Origin of the sequence: Ensifer adhaerens, assembly GCF_000697965.2 — a bacterium.
GTDB classification, from domain to species: Bacteria; Pseudomonadota; Alphaproteobacteria; order Rhizobiales; family Rhizobiaceae; genus Ensifer; species Ensifer adhaerens.
Map to the genome: position 1 here is coordinate 277,537 of NZ_CP015881.1, position 17,068 is coordinate 294,604.

The window sequence follows — 17,068 nt, forward strand, 5'->3', positions numbered from 1 at the left end:
CGGACGTCCGGCCGGGCGGATTTAAGGAGATTTGCAATGACCAATTTGCATTACCGTTGGGTCATCGTGGCGGCGGGCGGGCTGCTCGGCTGCCTGGCGATCGGCGCCATGTTTTCGCTTCCGGTGTTCCTGCTGCCGATTTCGCGCGACACCGGCTGGTCGGTGACAGGCGTTTCGAGCGCCATGACCATCGGCTTCCTGGCCATGGCATTTGCCAGCATCGCTTGGGGCAGCCTTTCCGACCGATGGGGCGCGCGTCCGATCGTGCTCATCGGCTCGGTGCTCTTGGCCGTCAGCCTCATGGCAGCGAGCTGGACGACCTCGCTGATCGCCTTCCAAATCCTTTTCGGTGTCGTGGTCGGCACCGCGACGGCGGCGATCTTCGCGCCGATGATGGCTTGCGTTACCGGCTGGTTCGATACGCATCGCAGCCTCGCGGTCTCGCTCGTCTCGGCCGGTATGGGCATGGCGCCGATGACGATGTCGCCCTTTGCCGCCTGGCTGGTATCCGCCTACGACTGGAGAACCGCTCTGCAGATCATCGCGCTGGTCGTTGCCGTCATCATGATCCCGGTCTCGTTTCTCGTTCGCCAGGCGCCGGCACTTGCCGACGGTGCTGCCGCGGCCTCGCCCGAGGAAGAGCCCCATTCGTCGATGACGACCAGCCAGGTGCTGAAATCGCCGCTCTTCATCATCCTGCTTCTGACCAACTTCTTCTGCTGCGCCACCCATTCCGGCCCGATCTTCCACACGGTGAGCTACGCGATCACCTGCGGCATTCCGGTCATGGCGGCCGTGTCGATCTACAGCGTCGAGGGTCTTGCCGGCATGGGCGGCCGCGTCGTCTTCGGTCTGCTCGGCGACCGTTTCGGGGCCAAACGTGTGCTCGTTCTTGGACTTCTGGCCCAGGCCTTCGGCGCGCTTGCCTATGTCTTTGCCGCCGGGCTCGGCTCGTTCTATGCGGTCGCCGCCCTGTTCGGCTTCATCTATGCGGGCGTCATGCCGCTCTATGCGGTGCTTGCCCGCGAGAATTTCCCCTTGCGGATGATGGGGACGGTGATCGGCGGTACGGCCATGGCTGGCAGCCTTGGCATGGCGACGGGACCGATTGCCGGGGGCCTGATCTATGATGCGCTGGCAAGCTACACCTGGCTTTACATCGGTTCCTGGGGCATCGGCCTCGGCGCGTTCCTGATCGCGCTCACCTTCCGGCCGGCGCCGCGCTACCAGGCGGCGGTGGCCGCGGCCTGATGCGAGCGTGCTGACAGCGAGAGAAAGGGCTCCGCCTGGGAAGGGGACCTTTGGATCATTGCAGGCGCTGATCCGCGTCCGTCTTAGCGGTCGTCTATCCGGACGGTTCGTGCGCCGACATGCAGCGCCCGGCCGGCGCCCAGACCCATGATCGCCACGCCGATGCCGAGCGCGATGAAGAGAACGGCGCTGGCGGCGAAGCTGCCGGTCCAGCTGCGGATGAAGCCGACAAGCAGGGGGCCGATGGCGGCAAGCACGTAGCCGACGCCCTGGGCCATGCCGGAGAGATGGGCCGCCACGTGCGAATCGGGCGAGCGCAGCACAATGAGGGTCATCGCCGCAGCAATCAGGCCGCCCTGTCCGATCCCTTGCAGAACAGCCCAGACGAGCACCGTCGAGAGCGGCGCGAAAAGGATGCCGATCAGCGCGATGACGGCGGCGGCGACGAGCGCCACGCAGACGGCGCGCTGGTCGCGGCGCCTTACGGCGAAGGATGGCACGAGCAGGCAGGTGACGACCTGCATCATGATCGAGGCGGAGACGACCACACCGGCAGTTGCGGCATCTAGGCCACGCTCACGCAGGATCGGCGCCATCCAGCCGAAGACGCAATAGGCGAGTGCGGATTGCAGACCCATGAAGAGCGTCACCTGCCAGGCGAGCCGATCGCGCCAGAGGCCGACGACGCGGAAGCCGCTGTGGCGGGCTTGCGCCTTGCCGCGCAGCGCCTGCGGTGCCCAGATCATCAGCACGATGAGGGCGGGTACCGCCCAGGCCGCGAGCGCGCCTGACCAGGAGCCGACCACATGGTGTTCGATCGTCAGCGTCAGGCCGGCGGCGCTGGCAGCACCGGCGCACAGCGCCATGGTATAAAGGCCCGTCATCATCGCGGCGCGGTCGGGAAAGTCACGCTTGACGAGCCCGGGAAGCAGCACGTTGCCGATTGCGATCGCCGCACCTGCCGCAAATGTCGAAAGGAAAAGCAGCGGCACGGACTGAACGCCGCGCAGACCCGTGCCGAGCGTCAGCAGGACGAGCACCCCGAGAAGCGTGCGTTCGGCACCAAAGCGTTGGGCGAGCTTCGGCGCAAGCGGCGCGAAAAGGCCGAGGCAGAGCACCGGCAGGGTGGTGAGCACGCTGGCGCTGGCGGTGGAAAGGCCGGTCGCCTGCATCACCTCGGGCAGCAGCACCGAGAGACTTGAAAACAGCGGCCTGAGGTTAAAAGCGATGAGCACGAGGCTGGCGCCCAGCAGGATGCGGGCGCTGCGGCTCAGCACCGGTGGTTGCGGTGCCGGCAGGCTGTCGGCCTCGGCATCGATAAGCTGGTCTTCGATGTCCAGCGGTTCGGCGGCTTCGGCTTTGTGGGGATCACGAAAAGTCTGGTTCATTGGGAAAGTAGCCGATCAAGTTCAGCGAGGACGGGGGCCATGAACGCCCGAACGGCGGCCGCGGCCTTGTCCGGATCACTGGCCGCAATGGCCTCGACGATCGCCGCATGCGCCCGGTCGTCCGGCTCCGGCAGGTCGCCTGACAGCGTCGAGTGAATGGTTTCAAGAATGGCCGAAGTGAAAAAGTCATAGAGCTCGACGATGGCCCTGTTGCCGGAGGCCTCGACGATCGACCGATGAAAGGCGATGTCGCGCCGTCCGAAGGCCTCACGCCCGCCATCGGAAACCGTGCCGCGGGCGAGAAGAAGGCGCTTCATATGTTCCAGATCCTTGGGCGAATGTCGCAGCGCCGCCAGGCGTGCGGCTTCCACGTCGAGGGCCGCGCGCGCCTCCCATTGGTCGCGCAGGCTCGCCCGCTTGACGCGGTCAAGCGCGCCCGAGCTATCGACCGTCGAGCGGACATAGGTGCCGGAGCCCTGGCGGGCGTCGAGCAGCCCCTTCGAGATCAGGACCCGAACGGCCTCGCGCACGGTTCCGCGGCTCACCGCCAGAAGCTCGGTCAGCGCCGTCTCGTTGGGAATGCGTTCGCCGATAGCCCAGCGGCCGCTGAGGATTTCCGCCCGCAGGCTTTCGGCAGCGCTCTCGGCAAGGTTGGTACGATTGATCGGTTGCATTGTCTGCTCATCAAGTCATCAGATGATTTGATCAATAGGGTGAGGCGTTCGCAGAGTCAAGCGTGACGACGGGGAATGAAGAAGGCGTCGAAGCGTCGTGAGGCCGGTTTCGGCGACAGGATTTGTCGGTGGCTGGCGCGCGGAATCGCGGTCGCGCGCCGGTCGGCGCGCGATACTCAGGCTTTAGCTACGGGAATCCAGTCCCGGCACCGCGTGATCTCAGTTGAGCCTGAGATCGAGGCCGGGATGCAGCTTCTTGAGGTTCGGCAGCGATTTCGACTGCCACGGGATCTCAGAGGTTCCGCGCACCGTCAATTGCACGTTCGGGCGGTTGCGTGCCTCGATCGTCAGCTTGGCGAGCAGGTTGATCCCGGACGAGTTCAGGAACTGCAGTTCGGTGAGGTCGATCGTGATGTGCTCAGGCTCGGTCTCCAGAACGCCCATCACCGTCGAGAAGATCGGGGCATAGGCCTCCGTTCCCGGCAGCCGCATCGTGCCTTCAAAATGAATATCGTTGCCTTCGGACCAAACGCGATACTCTTCTTCGTCCTTGTTTTCCATGTTCACCGGCTCATCAGTTCGAGAGGTCTGGGACCGCAATGGAGGCATAAGTCTCCAATGAGGTTTCGCCGTCGTCACCCTGGGCGCCAAAAACCCAAGCGAAACGAACGCCATAATCGCTCATCAGCGTCAAAAGACCAAGCCCCGAGCCGCTCTTGCCGAGCCCGGTTGCGTTGGCTTCGATGCGCTCGATGAGCAGGTCGCCCGGGTCGCCGTCGGCGATCTCGGACAAAAGATCCTGGAAGCGCGCAGCCGCTTCGTTGTCGATCACGTTCGACACTTTCGTGCGGAAGCTGTGGCCCTCGAGGGCGGCCTCGACGACCACGGAACCGGAAGCGCGGAACTTCACGGCATTCTCGACCAGTTCGTTGGTGAGGTAGCCGATGTTGTGGCGCACTTCCCGATAGGTGTTGCGCGACGCGCGATAGCGCAGCGCCGCCAGTTCGGCGACGAAATCCGAAGCCATGGCGCAATGCTTCCAGCTGAGATCCAGCGGCCCGTCGTAAAGACGCAGCCGGGTCATCTTCTGGTGGGCGCCGATCGTCAGGTCCGCCAGTCCGTAGAGCGTGGTCATCTGATCACCTGTGTCTCATGACGACGAGCGTGATGTCGTCGTAGATCTTCTGCTTGCCGATATGCGCCATCAGGTCGTTGATGATACCCGATTTGACGTCCTCGGCGCTCTGTCCGTAAAACTTTCCGGCACTCTCGCACAGTCGCTCGATGCCAAACAGTTCGCCCTTGGCGTTCGCTGCCTCGGTCACGCCGTCCGTATGCAGCACGATCATGTCGCCGCGGCCGAACGAGATCTCGCGGGTGGCAACAAAGCGCGAAATGTCCGATTCCAGGCCAATCGGCAGGCCGAGGTCGAGCGTGTCGATCCGCTCGATTTCCGCACCCTTGCGCACGACGATCAGTTCCTCGTGCTGCCCCGACAGCGTCAGGCGGCCGTGGTCGTAGTCGAGGAAGGCCAACGACAGATGCTTGTCAGTGTTGGTGCGCACGATGTTCTTGTAGATGGCGCGGTTGAGGCGGTTGAGAAACTGCTCCGGGTCCATGTCGCCGGCTTCCTGCAGGGCCCTTGCGACCGACTGCACCATCAGCATCAGCACGCCGCTTTCAAGGCCATGACCGGTCACGTCGCCGATGCCGATCTTCAGCCGCTCACCGTCGCGCAGCACATCGTAGTAGTCGCCGCCCACCTCGTCGGCCGGGCGCATATAGGCGGCGATTTCGAGATCGGCGATTTCCGCGAGCTCGCCGGCCTTCGGCAGCACCATCATCTGGATCTGCTTGGCGACGGCGAGTTCGGCGCCAAGGCGCAGGTTCTCGCTGCGCAGTTGGGTATTCAGCGTCGAAATCTGATGGTTGGCGTCCTCGAGCTGCTTGGTGCGTTCGGTCACCAGGTTTTCGAGGTTCTCGGTATGGTAGCTGATCTCCTCAGCCATTCTATTGAACGCGATAGCGGCTTCACCGACTTCGTCGCGCGTCGTGATGGGCACACGGACGGAGTAGTCCTTCGCCTCGATGCTGGTTGCCGCTCCGGCGAGCGCGCTGATGCCGCGGGTGACCCGCTTGGAGATGCCGAACACGGCGAGCGTGACGAACAGCAGCGAAGCGAGCAGGGCCAGGATCTGATAGATGAGGATGCGGTTCGTCGCTTCAGAGATACTCGCCTGTGCCGCAAACAGCGAGGCATAGATTTCGCGCTCCGGCACGACGATGCCGATCGACATGGTCTCGCGGCGCACCGGGCCGGAAACCCAGAGGTTCTCCGGCTCGAGCTGCTTGAGGAGAATGAGATAGGGGACCTTCTCACCACCCTCATCGAGCAGCACCCGCTGAATGGCGCCATCGGTGCCAAGCGGCAGCTCTGCGATCGCGGGCTGGGCGCTGCGGCGCAGCGAGCGCTCCAACCCGGTGACGCCTTGTCCACCCGTGTCGCTGGACCGCCGCAGGCCGATCACCTTTTCGCCGACCGGATTGATGGCAAGCACGTTGCCGTCGGACATCACCAGAAATCCGAAGCCGCTGTCGCCGACCTTGACGCTTTCGACAACCTCGGCCAGCTGGTCGAGCGTGATATCGGTTCCGGTTGCTCCGGCGACACCTTTGCGGTCGGGCGTCCAGAGTGGCTGGAAGAAGCTGACGATCAGTTTGCCCGAGGCGGCATCGGTATAAGGTGCCGTTTGCGTGGTATCGGCTGCAACGGGCCTGAGGCTCGGTTGCTTCGCCCATTCCTCCCAGGACTCATAGAGGCCGGGGAAGAAGAAGTTCCAGAAGTTGGCTTCGTTATGGCCGGGGTAGAGACGGTCGAACGTCTGCGCCTGATCCGCATAGGGCGCCATCCGCAAGATCGGCCGCTCTTTTGGTCCGACGTAGTACATCTGCAGTTTGGAGCGGCCGTGCGCAAGCAGGGCGGGCGCAACCAGATCGAGAACGGCGCTGTTCTCAATATCGGCCTGCACCTCGGGTAGTGGCCGATGGTCGGGGCCAAGGAGATAGCTCCAGACGCTTACGCTCGAGAGCGGCCCCGGAAGGTTTTGCGCCCACCCACCTTTGGCATCGTAAGTGACGGTAACGGACTCCGGTGCGTGCCGCGCAAGTGCCTCACCGACGTCGGACCGGCGCACGGGGCGGTCGATCTGCGCCTGGATTACGCCCGCGAGCGTGGCGACGTCGGCGTGAACCTGGCCGAGCAGAAGATTAACCCGCGCGGCCGTCGATTCCGCGTAGGTGAGCATGTAGTCTTCGTTGGCGTTTTGCAGGCCCTGTCCGACTTCCGTCGTCGCGTCGCGCGACAGTCTTTGAACGTTCCAGAGCGCCAGCCCGCCTGTCAGCAGGAGGTCGAAGAGCACGGCGCTGCCGACGACCAGCACGAACTTGGCGCGAAAGGATCTCAAACCGAACCGGGGGCGTTTGATATTGCTCGCGCTCATAGTGGTTTGCGCCCGGACGCTGCCCAGATCGGCCAGCCCGCATAGCCCTTCGGATGCAGTGCAGCGAAGATGTGATCCCGGAAGCCCTGGCGGAACCGCTCGATGAATTCGGGTGTTTCGCCGTGCCTCACCGCCATGTCCGCAAACATCTTCTCCCAGCCGGCGATGATATCGGCGAAATCCTGTGGGTCACCGTCCAGATTGGTGACCATGAAGGATTCGACCAGGATGTCGTCGAAGCCCGTGTCGGCAAGATAGCGCCGGCTCTTCGGCCCGAACTCCACATCTATCTCGAAATTGCTCAAAAGCCGCGCGAGCTCATTGTAGGTCCATTGGATGCTTTGCGCCCGCGGCTCGCCGAGGCAGTGCGAGTTCTTCTCGTTGGTGATGTAGACGCGGCCGCCCGGCTTCACGATCCGATAGAGTTCCTTGAGAAGCAGCTCCGGCTGATTGAAGACCTGCAGCGAGTGGCGGCAACTCACGAAGTCGAACTGGTTGTCCTCAAGCAGCATCTCCGACGCGTCGCCGTAGGTGTATTCGATACCCGTCACGCCGAACTCGGCGGCCACCTTTCGGGCATAGGCGAGGCTCGGCTTCGAGTGGTCGAGCGCGACGATCCGCGACGGCTGGAACTCCTTCTGCGCGAGCACGGCGAAATCGCCGATGCCGCAGCAGATGTCGGCCACGGCGATGCCGGGCCGCATGCCGTGGCGCGGCAGGATGGTGCGCTCGTGGCGCCAGGTCAATTTCGTCTGCGCGCGCAGGATTGGGATGAAGCTCGTATCCTCGAAGTAGTCCTGGCCAGGATAGAACATCGAATCATAGACCTCGACGGAGATCTGCGGCTCGATCGTGCTCAGGTGCCGGAACATGCGCGTCGTCCAGCTGACGACGCTTGACGTGATGACGATCAGGCGCAGGTCCGACCGCTCCCGGCAGGCGTCGAGGGCGACCCGGATGAAGGCCTGGAAGGCCGTGTTGTTCATCTGGATGAGGCGCTTCACATCGATATAGAGAACGCCGCGCACCGTATCGATGGCTTCCCTCAGCGCATGGATACTCTCGGCGATTTCATCGATCGAACGCGGCCGAATCGTTCCGGCAAGCGAGAAGATCTGGCTGTTCGGATCGAAGTCGACCTTGAAACGCTGAGGAAGGCTCGCCGCCATCAACTCACCATTCCTTCAAGAGGAAGATCCACGATCAGGGTGATGGCCGGAGCCGCATCCTCGTCAAGCCGGAGGCGGGCGTCATAGTTGACCGCCAGGTCCAGAAGCACCGATTCCCGGCTGGGGGCAAGGTCGTTGGAAATGGCGTCGAGATAGCGGGCCTGGGCATCGCTCTCACGGGTTTTCGAGACAGCCTCGCGATAGAAGCGCGCCTGACCAGGTGGGCATGGAAAGCTCAGTTGAACCCGTTCCGTGGCGCCTTGGCGATAGATCGACAGGCCGATCTTTCCGTCGGTGGTGCCGCCGCGAAACGAAACCTCCAGAAGCTCGTTGAGGGCGGAGGAAAAGAAGTTGGAATGCCGTACCGGATCGGTCCTGTTGTGGCTGATCATCCGGGCGAGGTAGCTCGAGACATGATCGCAATGGTGCCAGTCCGAAAGGAAATCTTCCATCTCCATATCGAACTGAAGCAGCGGCTCGAAAGCCGTTTCCGTGGTCTTATTGACACTAGCACCCATGCAGCAATGTCCTCCGCACCCCGAACTCTGCCACGGCCATACGCCACTTTCTATAATGATTTCTAACCACGCAACCCCGGGATCTTGCATGAAGACAACCCAGGTATTGCCTCGCGCCATATCGGGCGCAACGCACAGATGTGGGGGGCTACAGCGTCGCCATTGCCGATGAGCGGCGAAGATAGGCGCCGATCGCGTCCGCCGGCATGGGCATGCCCAGGAAATAACCCTGCAGACGGTCGCAACCCTCTTTTCGAAGCCAGACGGCCTGCCCGATCGTCTCGACGCCCTCGGCGGTCACGCGCATGCCGAGACCGTGGGCAAGGGCGATGATCGACCGGACGATCGTCTGGCTCTTTTCGTCGCTCTCCAGATCCTTGATGAAATAGCGGTCGATCTTGATCGTATCGAAGGGGAAGTTCTTGAGGTAGCTGAGCGACGAATAGAAGGTGCCGAAATCGTCGAGCGAGATCTGGATGCCGAGCACGTTGAGGGTGTTCAGCGTGTCGAGATTGTTGGTCGTGCGTTCAAGCAGCACCGATTCGGTAACTTCCAGTTCCAGCCGGTCGGCCCTCAAGCCCGCCATGTCGATTGCCTGGGCGATCCGGTCCGTCAGGCCCTCGCGCAGGAACTCCGCCGGCGACAGGTTGACGGCGACGGTGAAATGCGACGGCCAGGTGGCAGCCTGCCGGCAGGCCTCCTCCAGGACCCATTGGCCGATCTCGTTCATCAGGCCGTCGGCTTCCGCCATCGGGATGAAGACGTTGGGCGGGATCGTGCCGACCAGCGGATGATGCCAGCGCACCAGCGCCTCGAAGCCGACGATCGAAAATGGCGGCTCGACGAGTGGCTGGTATTCGATTGAAAACTGCTTGTCCTGCAGCGCGGTGCGCAGACTGCGGCGCAGCATCTCGCGCTGTTCCAGCACGATCAGCATGGAACGGCTGAAGGTCTTTGCCCTGCCTCGTCCATCCTTCTTGGCGGCATAGAGCGCAATGTCCGCCGCCTTCATCAGTTGCTCGATGTCGTTTCCGTCGTTCGGCGCAATGGCAATGCCGATGCTGGCGCCGACGAAGACGGAGATGCCATCGATGGTGAAAGGTTCGCTGAACGCCTCGATCAGTGCCTCGGCGAGATACTCGGCGTCCGCCGGCTGGTCGCTTTGACGCTGGATGACGGCGAATTCGTCGCCGGCCAGGCGATAGGCGACTTCGCCGTCGCGAAGGGCGCCGCGAATGCGCTCGGCCGCCATCTTGAGGACGGCGTCGCCGGCGCCGTGGCCGAGTGTGTCGTTGACCGGCTTGAAATCGTCGAGGTCGATCTGCATCAGCGCCAGCTTCTCGCCGGATGTCGGCAGGATACTCTGCAGGTCGTCGCTGAACTGCCGCCGGTTGGGCAGGCCCGTCAGCACGTCGTGGGTCGCCTGGTGCAACAGCAGCGCGCGTTCGCTTTCGCCATGGCTGCCGATCTCGCGGCGGGTCGCGCGGCCGCTCGTTTCGAGCACGCCGATGCCGCGCATGGCGCGAAAGACGAGCAGCGTGCGCCGCGACTTGGTGGCGGCGTCGACCACCTCGACGCTGCGCGGCACGCCGTAAGCGATGACGGATTCCACCGCCGCCTTGGAAACGGGCGCAAGCAGTTCGGGATAGAGATGCCACAGGGTGGCATCGACAAGCGTGCCGACTTCGTAGGTTTCCTGCAGCGCCGGCGAGGCGCTGGTCAGATGAAAGGCCTCGTCATAGAACGAGAGAACCTCGTCCATATGAGCCGCAACGGGATCCTGCACTGAAGCTGAAGCAGACAAGGTTGCATCAGTGTCCGGCATGCTTGCCTTTCCCTCTCTGTTTCGAACGCGCCGGAAGAATATAAAAGCCCGCTCCAGCGGCGCTCCGGTTCGGCTCGTCCTTCTGCAAAGCTACCGCGTCGCCCGCCCGGGTCAATGCCAATAGGCTGCCTGCGATCTTACCTGTGGAAACCTCGCTTCGGAGCATGGCGAGCGCTGCTCGATATCCTTTGCCCCACACGGTTGTATATAAGCTTCCTCTTGTATCATTTGCCATCATTGCATGCAATTTGGGGCGGAACAGCTGTGGGCGTTTCAGCTCCGCCTATACGCATGTCCCATTGTGGGACGCCATATCAGCAAGGGTTTCGGGCGTCTACTGCGGCCGGTCGCGGTTAAGCAAACGGCAGATACGCCCGGGCAACGGGGCCGTTGGGCTCCGTTTAAGTTTCGGTTAACCATAAAGGAAGTTTTCAGGGGATTATGTGGCTTGACCCATCCCGCGATCACCCGGAATTAAGAACCACGGGCGAGTTGGCCACCGGGTTGCCGGTGGCCAATCGCTATTAAGCTCAGTGCGTGCTCAGAATCACGTCGGTCTTCTGGAAGGTCCGGACGTCGATCAGGCCCTTGTCGGAAATGCGCAGTTCCGGAATGACGACGAGCGCAAGCAGCGAGTGCTGCATATAGGCGTTGTTCAGCCGGCAGCCACAGGCGCGCATGGCCTCGACGATGGCGGCCGCTTTCTCGGCGACGATCTCCGCTCGCTGATCCGACATCAGGCCGGCGACGGGCAGCTCGACCAGGGCCAGTTCGCGGCCTTCCTTGATGACGACGATGCCGCCGCCGACCTCGTGCAGGCGGTTGGCGGCCTTGGCCATGTCCGCCTTGTTCGTGCCGACCACGATCATATGGTGGCTGTCATGGGCGACCGTGCTCGCCATGGCGCAATCGCTGTCATAGCCGAAGCCGGAGACGAAGGCGTTGACCACGTCGCCGGTGCCGCGGTGGCGCTCGACGAGCGCGATCTGGCAGACGTCGTTGGCCCGGTCCATCTGCACGAGGCCGTTCTCGATCGCCACCTCGGCCTGAAGCGCCCGCGTCGGCGCCTGGTTCTCGACGACGCCGATGACGTTGACCCGCGCGCGCGTCGCCCGTGCGTTGGATGGGATGTCGAAATCCGCGGCGGCCAGTAACCGGCCAAGGTGGACGGTGTTGCGGGCGCTTTCCGGGTAGACATAGGCCGGGATATCGCGCGCGAGTGTGCCGTTCTCTGCCATCAGCTCGCCGCGGGCAAACACCATTTCGATCGGCAGCGCGGCGAGGTCCGAGGTGACGATCAGGTCTGCCCGGCGACCCGGTGCGATCGAGCCGATTTCGCGCTCCAGGCCGAAATGCTGGGCGGTGTTGAGCGTCGCCATCTGGATCGCGGTCACGGGTTTCAGACCCTGAGCGATGGCATGGCGCACGACGCGGTTCATGTGTCCGTCGTGAACCAGCGTGCCGGAGTGGCTGTCGTCGGTGCAGAGCAGGAAGTTGCGCGGGTCGAGGCCGGATTCGGTGACGGCCTTGATCTGCGCGGCAATGTCGTACCAGGCGGAGCCGAGGCGCAACATGGCGCGCATGCCCTGGCGCACACGGGCGATTGCGTCGTCGACCGTCGTGCCTTCATGGTCGTCGGCCGGTCCGCCGGCGGCATAGGCGTGGAACTCGCGGCCGAGATGCGGCGAGGCATAGTGCCCGCCGACGGTCAGCCGCGCATCCTGGGTGGCGGCGATCTCGGCCATCATCTTCGGATCGTTTCCGGCAACGCCGGGGAAATTCATCATCTCGCCGAGACCGATGACGTTCGGCCAGGCAAGCGCCTCGGCGACATCCTGTGCTGAAAGCTCGGCGCCGGCAGTTTCAAGACCCGGGGCGCTCGGCACGCAGCTCGGTACCTGGACCAACACGTTGATCGGCAGACTCTGGGCTTCTTCGTTCATCAGCCGGACGCCGTCGAGGCCGAGCACATTGGCGATCTCGTGCGGGTCGATGAACATGGTGGTGGTGCCGTGCGGAATGACCGCGCGGGCAAATTCGGTAACGGTGACGAGGCCGCTCTCCACATGCATGTGCGCGTCGCAGAGGCCGGGAACAAGATAGCGCCCGGCGGCGTCGACGACCTTGGTGCCTTCGCCGATCGTGTGGCTGGCATCCGGACCGACATAGGCGAAGCGGCCGGCTTTGACGGCGATATCGGTGCCGGGGATGATTTCGCCGGAGTAGACGTTGACCCATTTGCCGTTGCGGATCACGAGATCGGCGGGCTTGCGGCCCATGGCGACGTCGACCAGTTCGGGTGCGGTCTTCGACCAGGATTGAAGCATGACTGTTTCCTTCGGATGGGCGATGTCGGCGCCCTTGCATTAAGGGCGCCGTCGGATTTTCTGGCGGTTACTGGGTCTGGGCGACGAGCGCTGCGGCGAGCAGTGCCACGAACCACATGACCGGTCTTACATCGCCAGCCCGGCCGCAGACCAGCTTGATCAGCACATAGGCGATGATCGCGAGCGACAGGCCGAGCGTGATCGAGAAGGTGAGCGGGATCAATACGATCGCAAGGAAGGCCGGGATCGCCTCGTCGAGCGCGCTCCAGCGGATGTTGCTGATAGGCTCGGACATGAAGAGGCCGGTGAGGATCAGCACCGGGGCGGTCGCAACCGCCGGCACCAGAGAAAGCAGCGGCGACAAAAACAGGAAGGGCACGAAGAGCAGACCCGCGACCAGCGCGACGAGACCGGTGCGTCCACCCTGCTGGATGCCGGCGCCGGATTCGAGATAGACGGTCGCCGGGCTGGTGCCGAGCGGTGCGGAAATCAGTGCCGCGATGGCGTCGACATGCATCGATTCCCGGATGTTGCGCGGCATGCCGTTTTCATCCTTGAGGTCTGCCGCTTCCGCGAGGCCAAGGAAGGTCGAGAGCGCCTCGATGAAGTTGGTGAACAGGAAGACAAAGATGAAGGGCAGGTAGATCAGGTTCAGTGCGCCCAGGAGATCGATCTGGCCGACGAAGCTGAAATCCGGTGCAGCGGAGAGACCGCTCCAGTTGACCAGCGTGTGCACATCCGGCGTCTCCGGCCAAAACGCGCTGCCGTCGCCCCACCAGCGACCGATCGGGATCGAGAGAATAGTGGTGAGGATCATGCCGGCCATCATCGCGCCCGGAACCCGCCGCACCACCAGCGCCACCGTGAGCACGAAGCCGGCGATGAAGGTGAGGGTGACCGGGTTGAACTGCGTGAGACCAACGATCGTGTCGGGGTTGGCGACGATGAACTTGGCGTTTTCCAGGCCGATCAGCGCGATGAAGAGGCCGATACCGCAGGCGATGCCATAGCGCAGATCGACAGGGATCGCCTCGATGATCGTCTGGCGCAGATTGAAGAACGCCATGACGGTAAAGAGCACGCCGGCCCAGAAGACGCAGCCAAGCGCGACCTCGAGCGGCACCTTGGCGCCGACCACCATGGTGTAGGCAAAGAGCGCGTTGATGCCCATGCCCGGCGCCACCAGAATGGGGCTACGCGCATAGAGCCCCATGGCGCAGCTGCCGATGAAGCTGACGAGCACCGTCGCCGTCACGCCGGCCGAAAATGGAATGCCGGCATGCGCCAGGATCGAGGGATTGACGACGATGACGTAGGAGGCGGCGAGGAAGGTGGTGAGTCCTGCGAGGATCTCGGTGCGGATGGTCGAGCCGAGCCGCGAAATCTGGAAGTAGCGGTCGAGCAGCGCTGCGAGCCAGGATGTCTCCGGGCTTGGTGCCGCCTCCACGGACTTGTTCTGATAGTTCATCTTGTTCCCCTTTTTTGAACGAAGAAGGGGGCCGGCATGACCGGCCCCCTTCCAAGGCATCATTCCGCAGCGACGGCGCGCTCGTCCCCGCCGGCGGGCGAAAACGGCGAGATCACCTTCAGCCCGACGCAGTCGACGACACCGAGATCGGTGATCGCATATTCCGGGATCGCCGTGATCTGCAACACGAACATGTACATGAAGGGCCAGGGCAGCGGGCAGCCGAGGGCGCGGGCCGCGTCGTCGAGCTGGTCTTCCAGCGCTGCCATCTCGGCCGGCTCGATGTCGGAAACGATGCCGCCGATCGGCAGGTGCAGGAAGGCCTCGACCTTGCCGTTCCTGACCACGACCTGGCCACCATGGTTGGCGATCAGGTGGTTGATGGCGATACGCATATCCTCGAGATCGGCGCCGATGCAGATGATGTTGTTGTCATCGGGCGCAGTGGAGCTGGCGATCGCGCCTTGCTTGAGGCCGAAGCCCGACGCAAAGGCGACCGGACGGTTGCTCGTCTTGCCGTAGCGTTCGACGACGGTGACGTATTGCACGTCCCGTGCGGGATCTGCGAGCACCTGGCCGTCCTTGACCGCAAGCGTCACGTCGCGGCGAGTGCGCACGAAGATCTTTTCCGGGGTGACGGCGATCGCCATGGCGTCTGCCGTCTCGCCGGCGCCGTGATAGGCGACCTTGAGATCGCCGGGCTGAAGCGGCGCGACCTTCACCGAGTTCAGAAGTGCGACGCTGCGCTGCGGCGGGATCAGTTCGATCGCCATCTTGCCGTTGCGGGCGACGACTTCACCCTTGGCGACGACGGTTTCGATGGTGAAGTTGCGCAGGTCGTCGACGAGCAGGATGTCGGCCGCGCGGCCGGGCGAGATCGAGCCGACCTTGTCGTCGATGCGGAGCGCATCGGCGCCGTTGATCGTCGCCATCTGGATCGCCGCCATCGGCGAAATGCCCATGGCGATCGCCATGCGCACCATGTGGTCGAGATGGCCGCGCTTGAGGATGTCGCTTGCTACCACGTCATCGGTGCAGAAGCTGATGCGGCGCAGCGCCTTAACGCCCATTTCCGTGACGATGCGCAGGTTGTCGGCGAGGAAGTGCGAGATCGAGGATTCTCGTACAACGACATGCATGCCGGCGCGCAGCTTTTCGAGCATTTCTTCCGGCGTGTAGCTCTCGTGGTCGGCGCGAACGCCGGACTGCTGGTAGCCGTTGAGCCGCGCGCCACGGGTCATCGGGCAGCAGCCGAGAACCGGCAGGCGGCTCTTTTCGGCGAGTTCGAGCGCCGCGAGCACGTCGGCGTCCTCCTCCTGGATGAACTCGCGCACGGTTTCCCATATGCCGACGCATTCCGGCCAGTGGTGCGTCGCCTGGTGGTCGGCCGGGCTGAAATAGTGGCCGACGGTCGAGCGCGGCATGGTGTAGGGCGTCTTGCAAGGCGCGCCCCAGAAGACCTTGAGTGGCGTCTGTTTTGCCTCGTCGAGGAACTCGCGCGCCGCGGCCGGGCCGCCGACGACGATGATCTGGTCGAGGCCGGTGACGATCGAGGTGGTGCCGAGCGGCACGACGGCCTTGGCAAAGCTCGTCAGTGACATCTTCGAGCATTCGACATGCAGATGCCCGTCGATCATGCCGGGTGCCAGGTATTTGCCGGTGGCATCGACGATCCTGGTCTCTGGCCCGATATAGTCGGAGATGTCGCCGACGGCGATGATGCGTTCGCCATAGATCGCGACGTCGGCCTGGTAGATCTCTTCCGAAACGACGTTGACCAGGCGACCGCCGCGGATCGCCAACGTTGCCTTGCCGCCGGTGCCCGATGCGGCGCGAATGAATTCTCTGATATCGCTCACTGGAACCTCTTCTCCCTTAGCTCCAGTGAATATTCCCAATTCCCAGTCGTTTACACAATGGGCCGAAATAGGCTATTCTCTGGACATATCGTGCAAGATTTTGGACGAAATATGGATCTTTCGCTCATAGACTGTTTCGTGAAAGTTGCGGATTCCCGTTCGATTTCAGCGGCTTCCAGGCGCCATCGCCTGCCGAAATCAACACTCAGCCACAAGATCCGGCAATTGGAGGATGAGTTCGGCATCGAGCTCTTCGTGCGCGAGGGTCATCAGTTGCATGTGACCGACGCGGGCGCGGAGTTCCTGCGCTACGCCCGGCTCATTCAGTCGAATTGCGACGATGCGGCAACCGCGATGGCGGAGATGCGCCAGGAGGTGGCGGGCACCCTGCGCGTGGGCTCGACCGGCGAGTTCGGCACGACGATCACCTCGGAACTGCTCTATGCCTTTCGCCAGCAATATCCGCAGGTCAATCTCGACGTTGTGTTCCTGTCCTCGCGCCAGCCATTCTCCGACGTTACCGAACAGGCGCTCGACGGCATCTTCCATTGGGGCGAGCCGTCCGATGTCGACTACATCAGCCGCAGACTTTCGGTCTCGTCTTATGGCCTCTTCGCCAGCCCGCACTACATCGCCCGGCATGGCCAGCCGGATAATCCGGATGCGCTCGCCGGCCATCGCGGCCTCGTCTTCCGCCAGCCGACGCGGCTGCAGTCCTGGTATCTGACACAGTCAGGCGAAGACGAGGTGGACCTGCTGCCGACGGCGACCTGCACAACCAACGACTACTGGACGATCAAGTATTTCGCCGTCGCCGGTGAGGGCATCGCCTATCTGCCCGACTTTTTCGTCGAGACCGAGCGGCAAGCCGGCCTGCTGGAGCCGGTGCTATCGGACTGGCGCTCGCCGCAGACGGCGATCAACCTCATCTATTCGCGCCGTCGGCACGTCTCGAAGCGGTTCAAGGCCTTCGTCGACTTCTGCATCGACTTCTACCGCGACCGGGACCGGGTGAAGATCCCGCGCTACTACGTGGAGCGCGTGAGCCTCTAGAGGCGAGGCGAGGCGAGGCGAGGCGAGGCGGGGCAG

13 protein-coding genes are annotated in these 17,068 nt (G+C 63.4%); 2 read left to right on the top strand and 11 right to left on the bottom strand.

Annotated features, from left to right (window positions below; all coding sequences use genetic code 11):
* Nucleotides 1-36 precede the first annotated feature (36 nt).
* Nucleotides 37-1,251, top strand: a complete 1,215-nt coding sequence (locus tag FA04_RS20970; RefSeq protein ID WP_034790272.1) for an MFS transporter — start codon at nt 37-39, stop codon at nt 1,249-1,251.
* 83 nt (nt 1,252-1,334) lie between these two features.
* On the opposite strand, the gene FA04_RS20975 is transcribed toward FA04_RS20970, so the two are convergent.
* From FA04_RS20975 to FA04_RS21025, 11 genes are all read right to left on the bottom strand, one after another.
* Nucleotides 1,335-2,639 carry a CynX/NimT family MFS transporter gene (locus tag FA04_RS20975; protein ID WP_051659188.1) on the bottom strand — a complete coding sequence of 435 codons (1,305 nt, stop codon included), beginning with the start codon at nt 2,637-2,639 and terminating at the stop codon, nt 1,335-1,337.
* Nucleotides 2,636-3,313 carry a FadR/GntR family transcriptional regulator gene (locus FA04_RS20980; RefSeq protein ID WP_034790270.1) on the bottom strand — a complete coding sequence of 226 codons (678 nt, stop codon included), beginning with the start codon at nt 3,311-3,313 and terminating at the stop codon, nt 2,636-2,638. Before FA04_RS20980 ends, FA04_RS20975 begins: the two co-directional genes overlap by 4 nt.
* A 219-nt stretch (nt 3,314-3,532) precedes the next feature.
* The gene (locus tag FA04_RS20985) at nt 3,533-3,874 is read right to left on the bottom strand and encodes a slr1659 superfamily regulator (RefSeq protein ID WP_034790268.1); all 342 of its coding nucleotides are present in this window, start codon (nt 3,872-3,874) and stop codon (nt 3,533-3,535) included.
* A 13-nt stretch (nt 3,875-3,887) separates the two neighbouring features.
* Nucleotides 3,888-4,448, bottom strand: coding sequence for a slr1658 superfamily regulator (locus tag FA04_RS20990; protein WP_034790266.1), 561 nt, complete (start codon nt 4,446-4,448; stop codon nt 3,888-3,890).
* 4 nt (nt 4,449-4,452) lie between these two features.
* Entirely contained in the window at nt 4,453-6,813 is a 2,361-nt protein-coding gene (locus FA04_RS20995; protein ID WP_034790264.1) for a SpoIIE family protein phosphatase, read from the bottom strand.
* Nucleotides 6,810-7,982 carry a class I SAM-dependent methyltransferase gene (locus FA04_RS21000; RefSeq protein ID WP_034790262.1) on the bottom strand — a complete coding sequence of 391 codons (1,173 nt, stop codon included), beginning with the start codon at nt 7,980-7,982 and terminating at the stop codon, nt 6,810-6,812. Before FA04_RS21000 ends, FA04_RS20995 begins: the two co-directional genes overlap by 4 nt.
* Nucleotides 7,982-8,500 (bottom strand): hypothetical protein, encoded by a 519-nt coding sequence (locus FA04_RS21005; RefSeq protein WP_034790260.1) that lies wholly within the window; start codon nt 8,498-8,500, stop codon nt 7,982-7,984. The genes FA04_RS21000 and FA04_RS21005 overlap by 1 nt, the downstream gene beginning before the upstream one ends.
* 148 nt (nt 8,501-8,648) lie before the next feature.
* Nucleotides 8,649-10,325 carry a putative bifunctional diguanylate cyclase/phosphodiesterase gene (locus FA04_RS21010; protein WP_034790258.1) on the bottom strand — a complete coding sequence of 559 codons (1,677 nt, stop codon included), beginning with the start codon at nt 10,323-10,325 and terminating at the stop codon, nt 8,649-8,651.
* A 530-nt stretch (nt 10,326-10,855) separates the two neighbouring features.
* Nucleotides 10,856-12,652 (bottom strand): adenine deaminase, encoded by a 1,797-nt coding sequence (gene ade, locus FA04_RS21015; protein WP_034790256.1) that lies wholly within the window; start codon nt 12,650-12,652, stop codon nt 10,856-10,858.
* Nucleotides 12,653-12,719: 67 nt separating this feature from the next.
* The gene (locus FA04_RS21020) at nt 12,720-14,120 is read right to left on the bottom strand and encodes an NCS2 family permease (protein WP_034790254.1); all 1,401 of its coding nucleotides are present in this window, start codon (nt 14,118-14,120) and stop codon (nt 12,720-12,722) included.
* Between the two features lie 59 nt (nt 14,121-14,179).
* Entirely contained in the window at nt 14,180-15,979 is a 1,800-nt protein-coding gene (locus FA04_RS21025) for an adenine deaminase (RefSeq protein WP_034790250.1), read from the bottom strand.
* A gap of 111 nt (nt 15,980-16,090) precedes the next feature.
* On the opposite strand from FA04_RS21025, the gene FA04_RS21030 reads away from it, so the two are divergent.
* Nucleotides 16,091-17,032: a LysR family transcriptional regulator gene (locus tag FA04_RS21030; RefSeq protein ID WP_034790247.1), complete on the top strand. Its 942-nt coding sequence runs from the start codon at nt 16,091-16,093 to the stop codon at nt 17,030-17,032.
* Nucleotides 17,033-17,068: the final 36 nt, after the last annotated feature.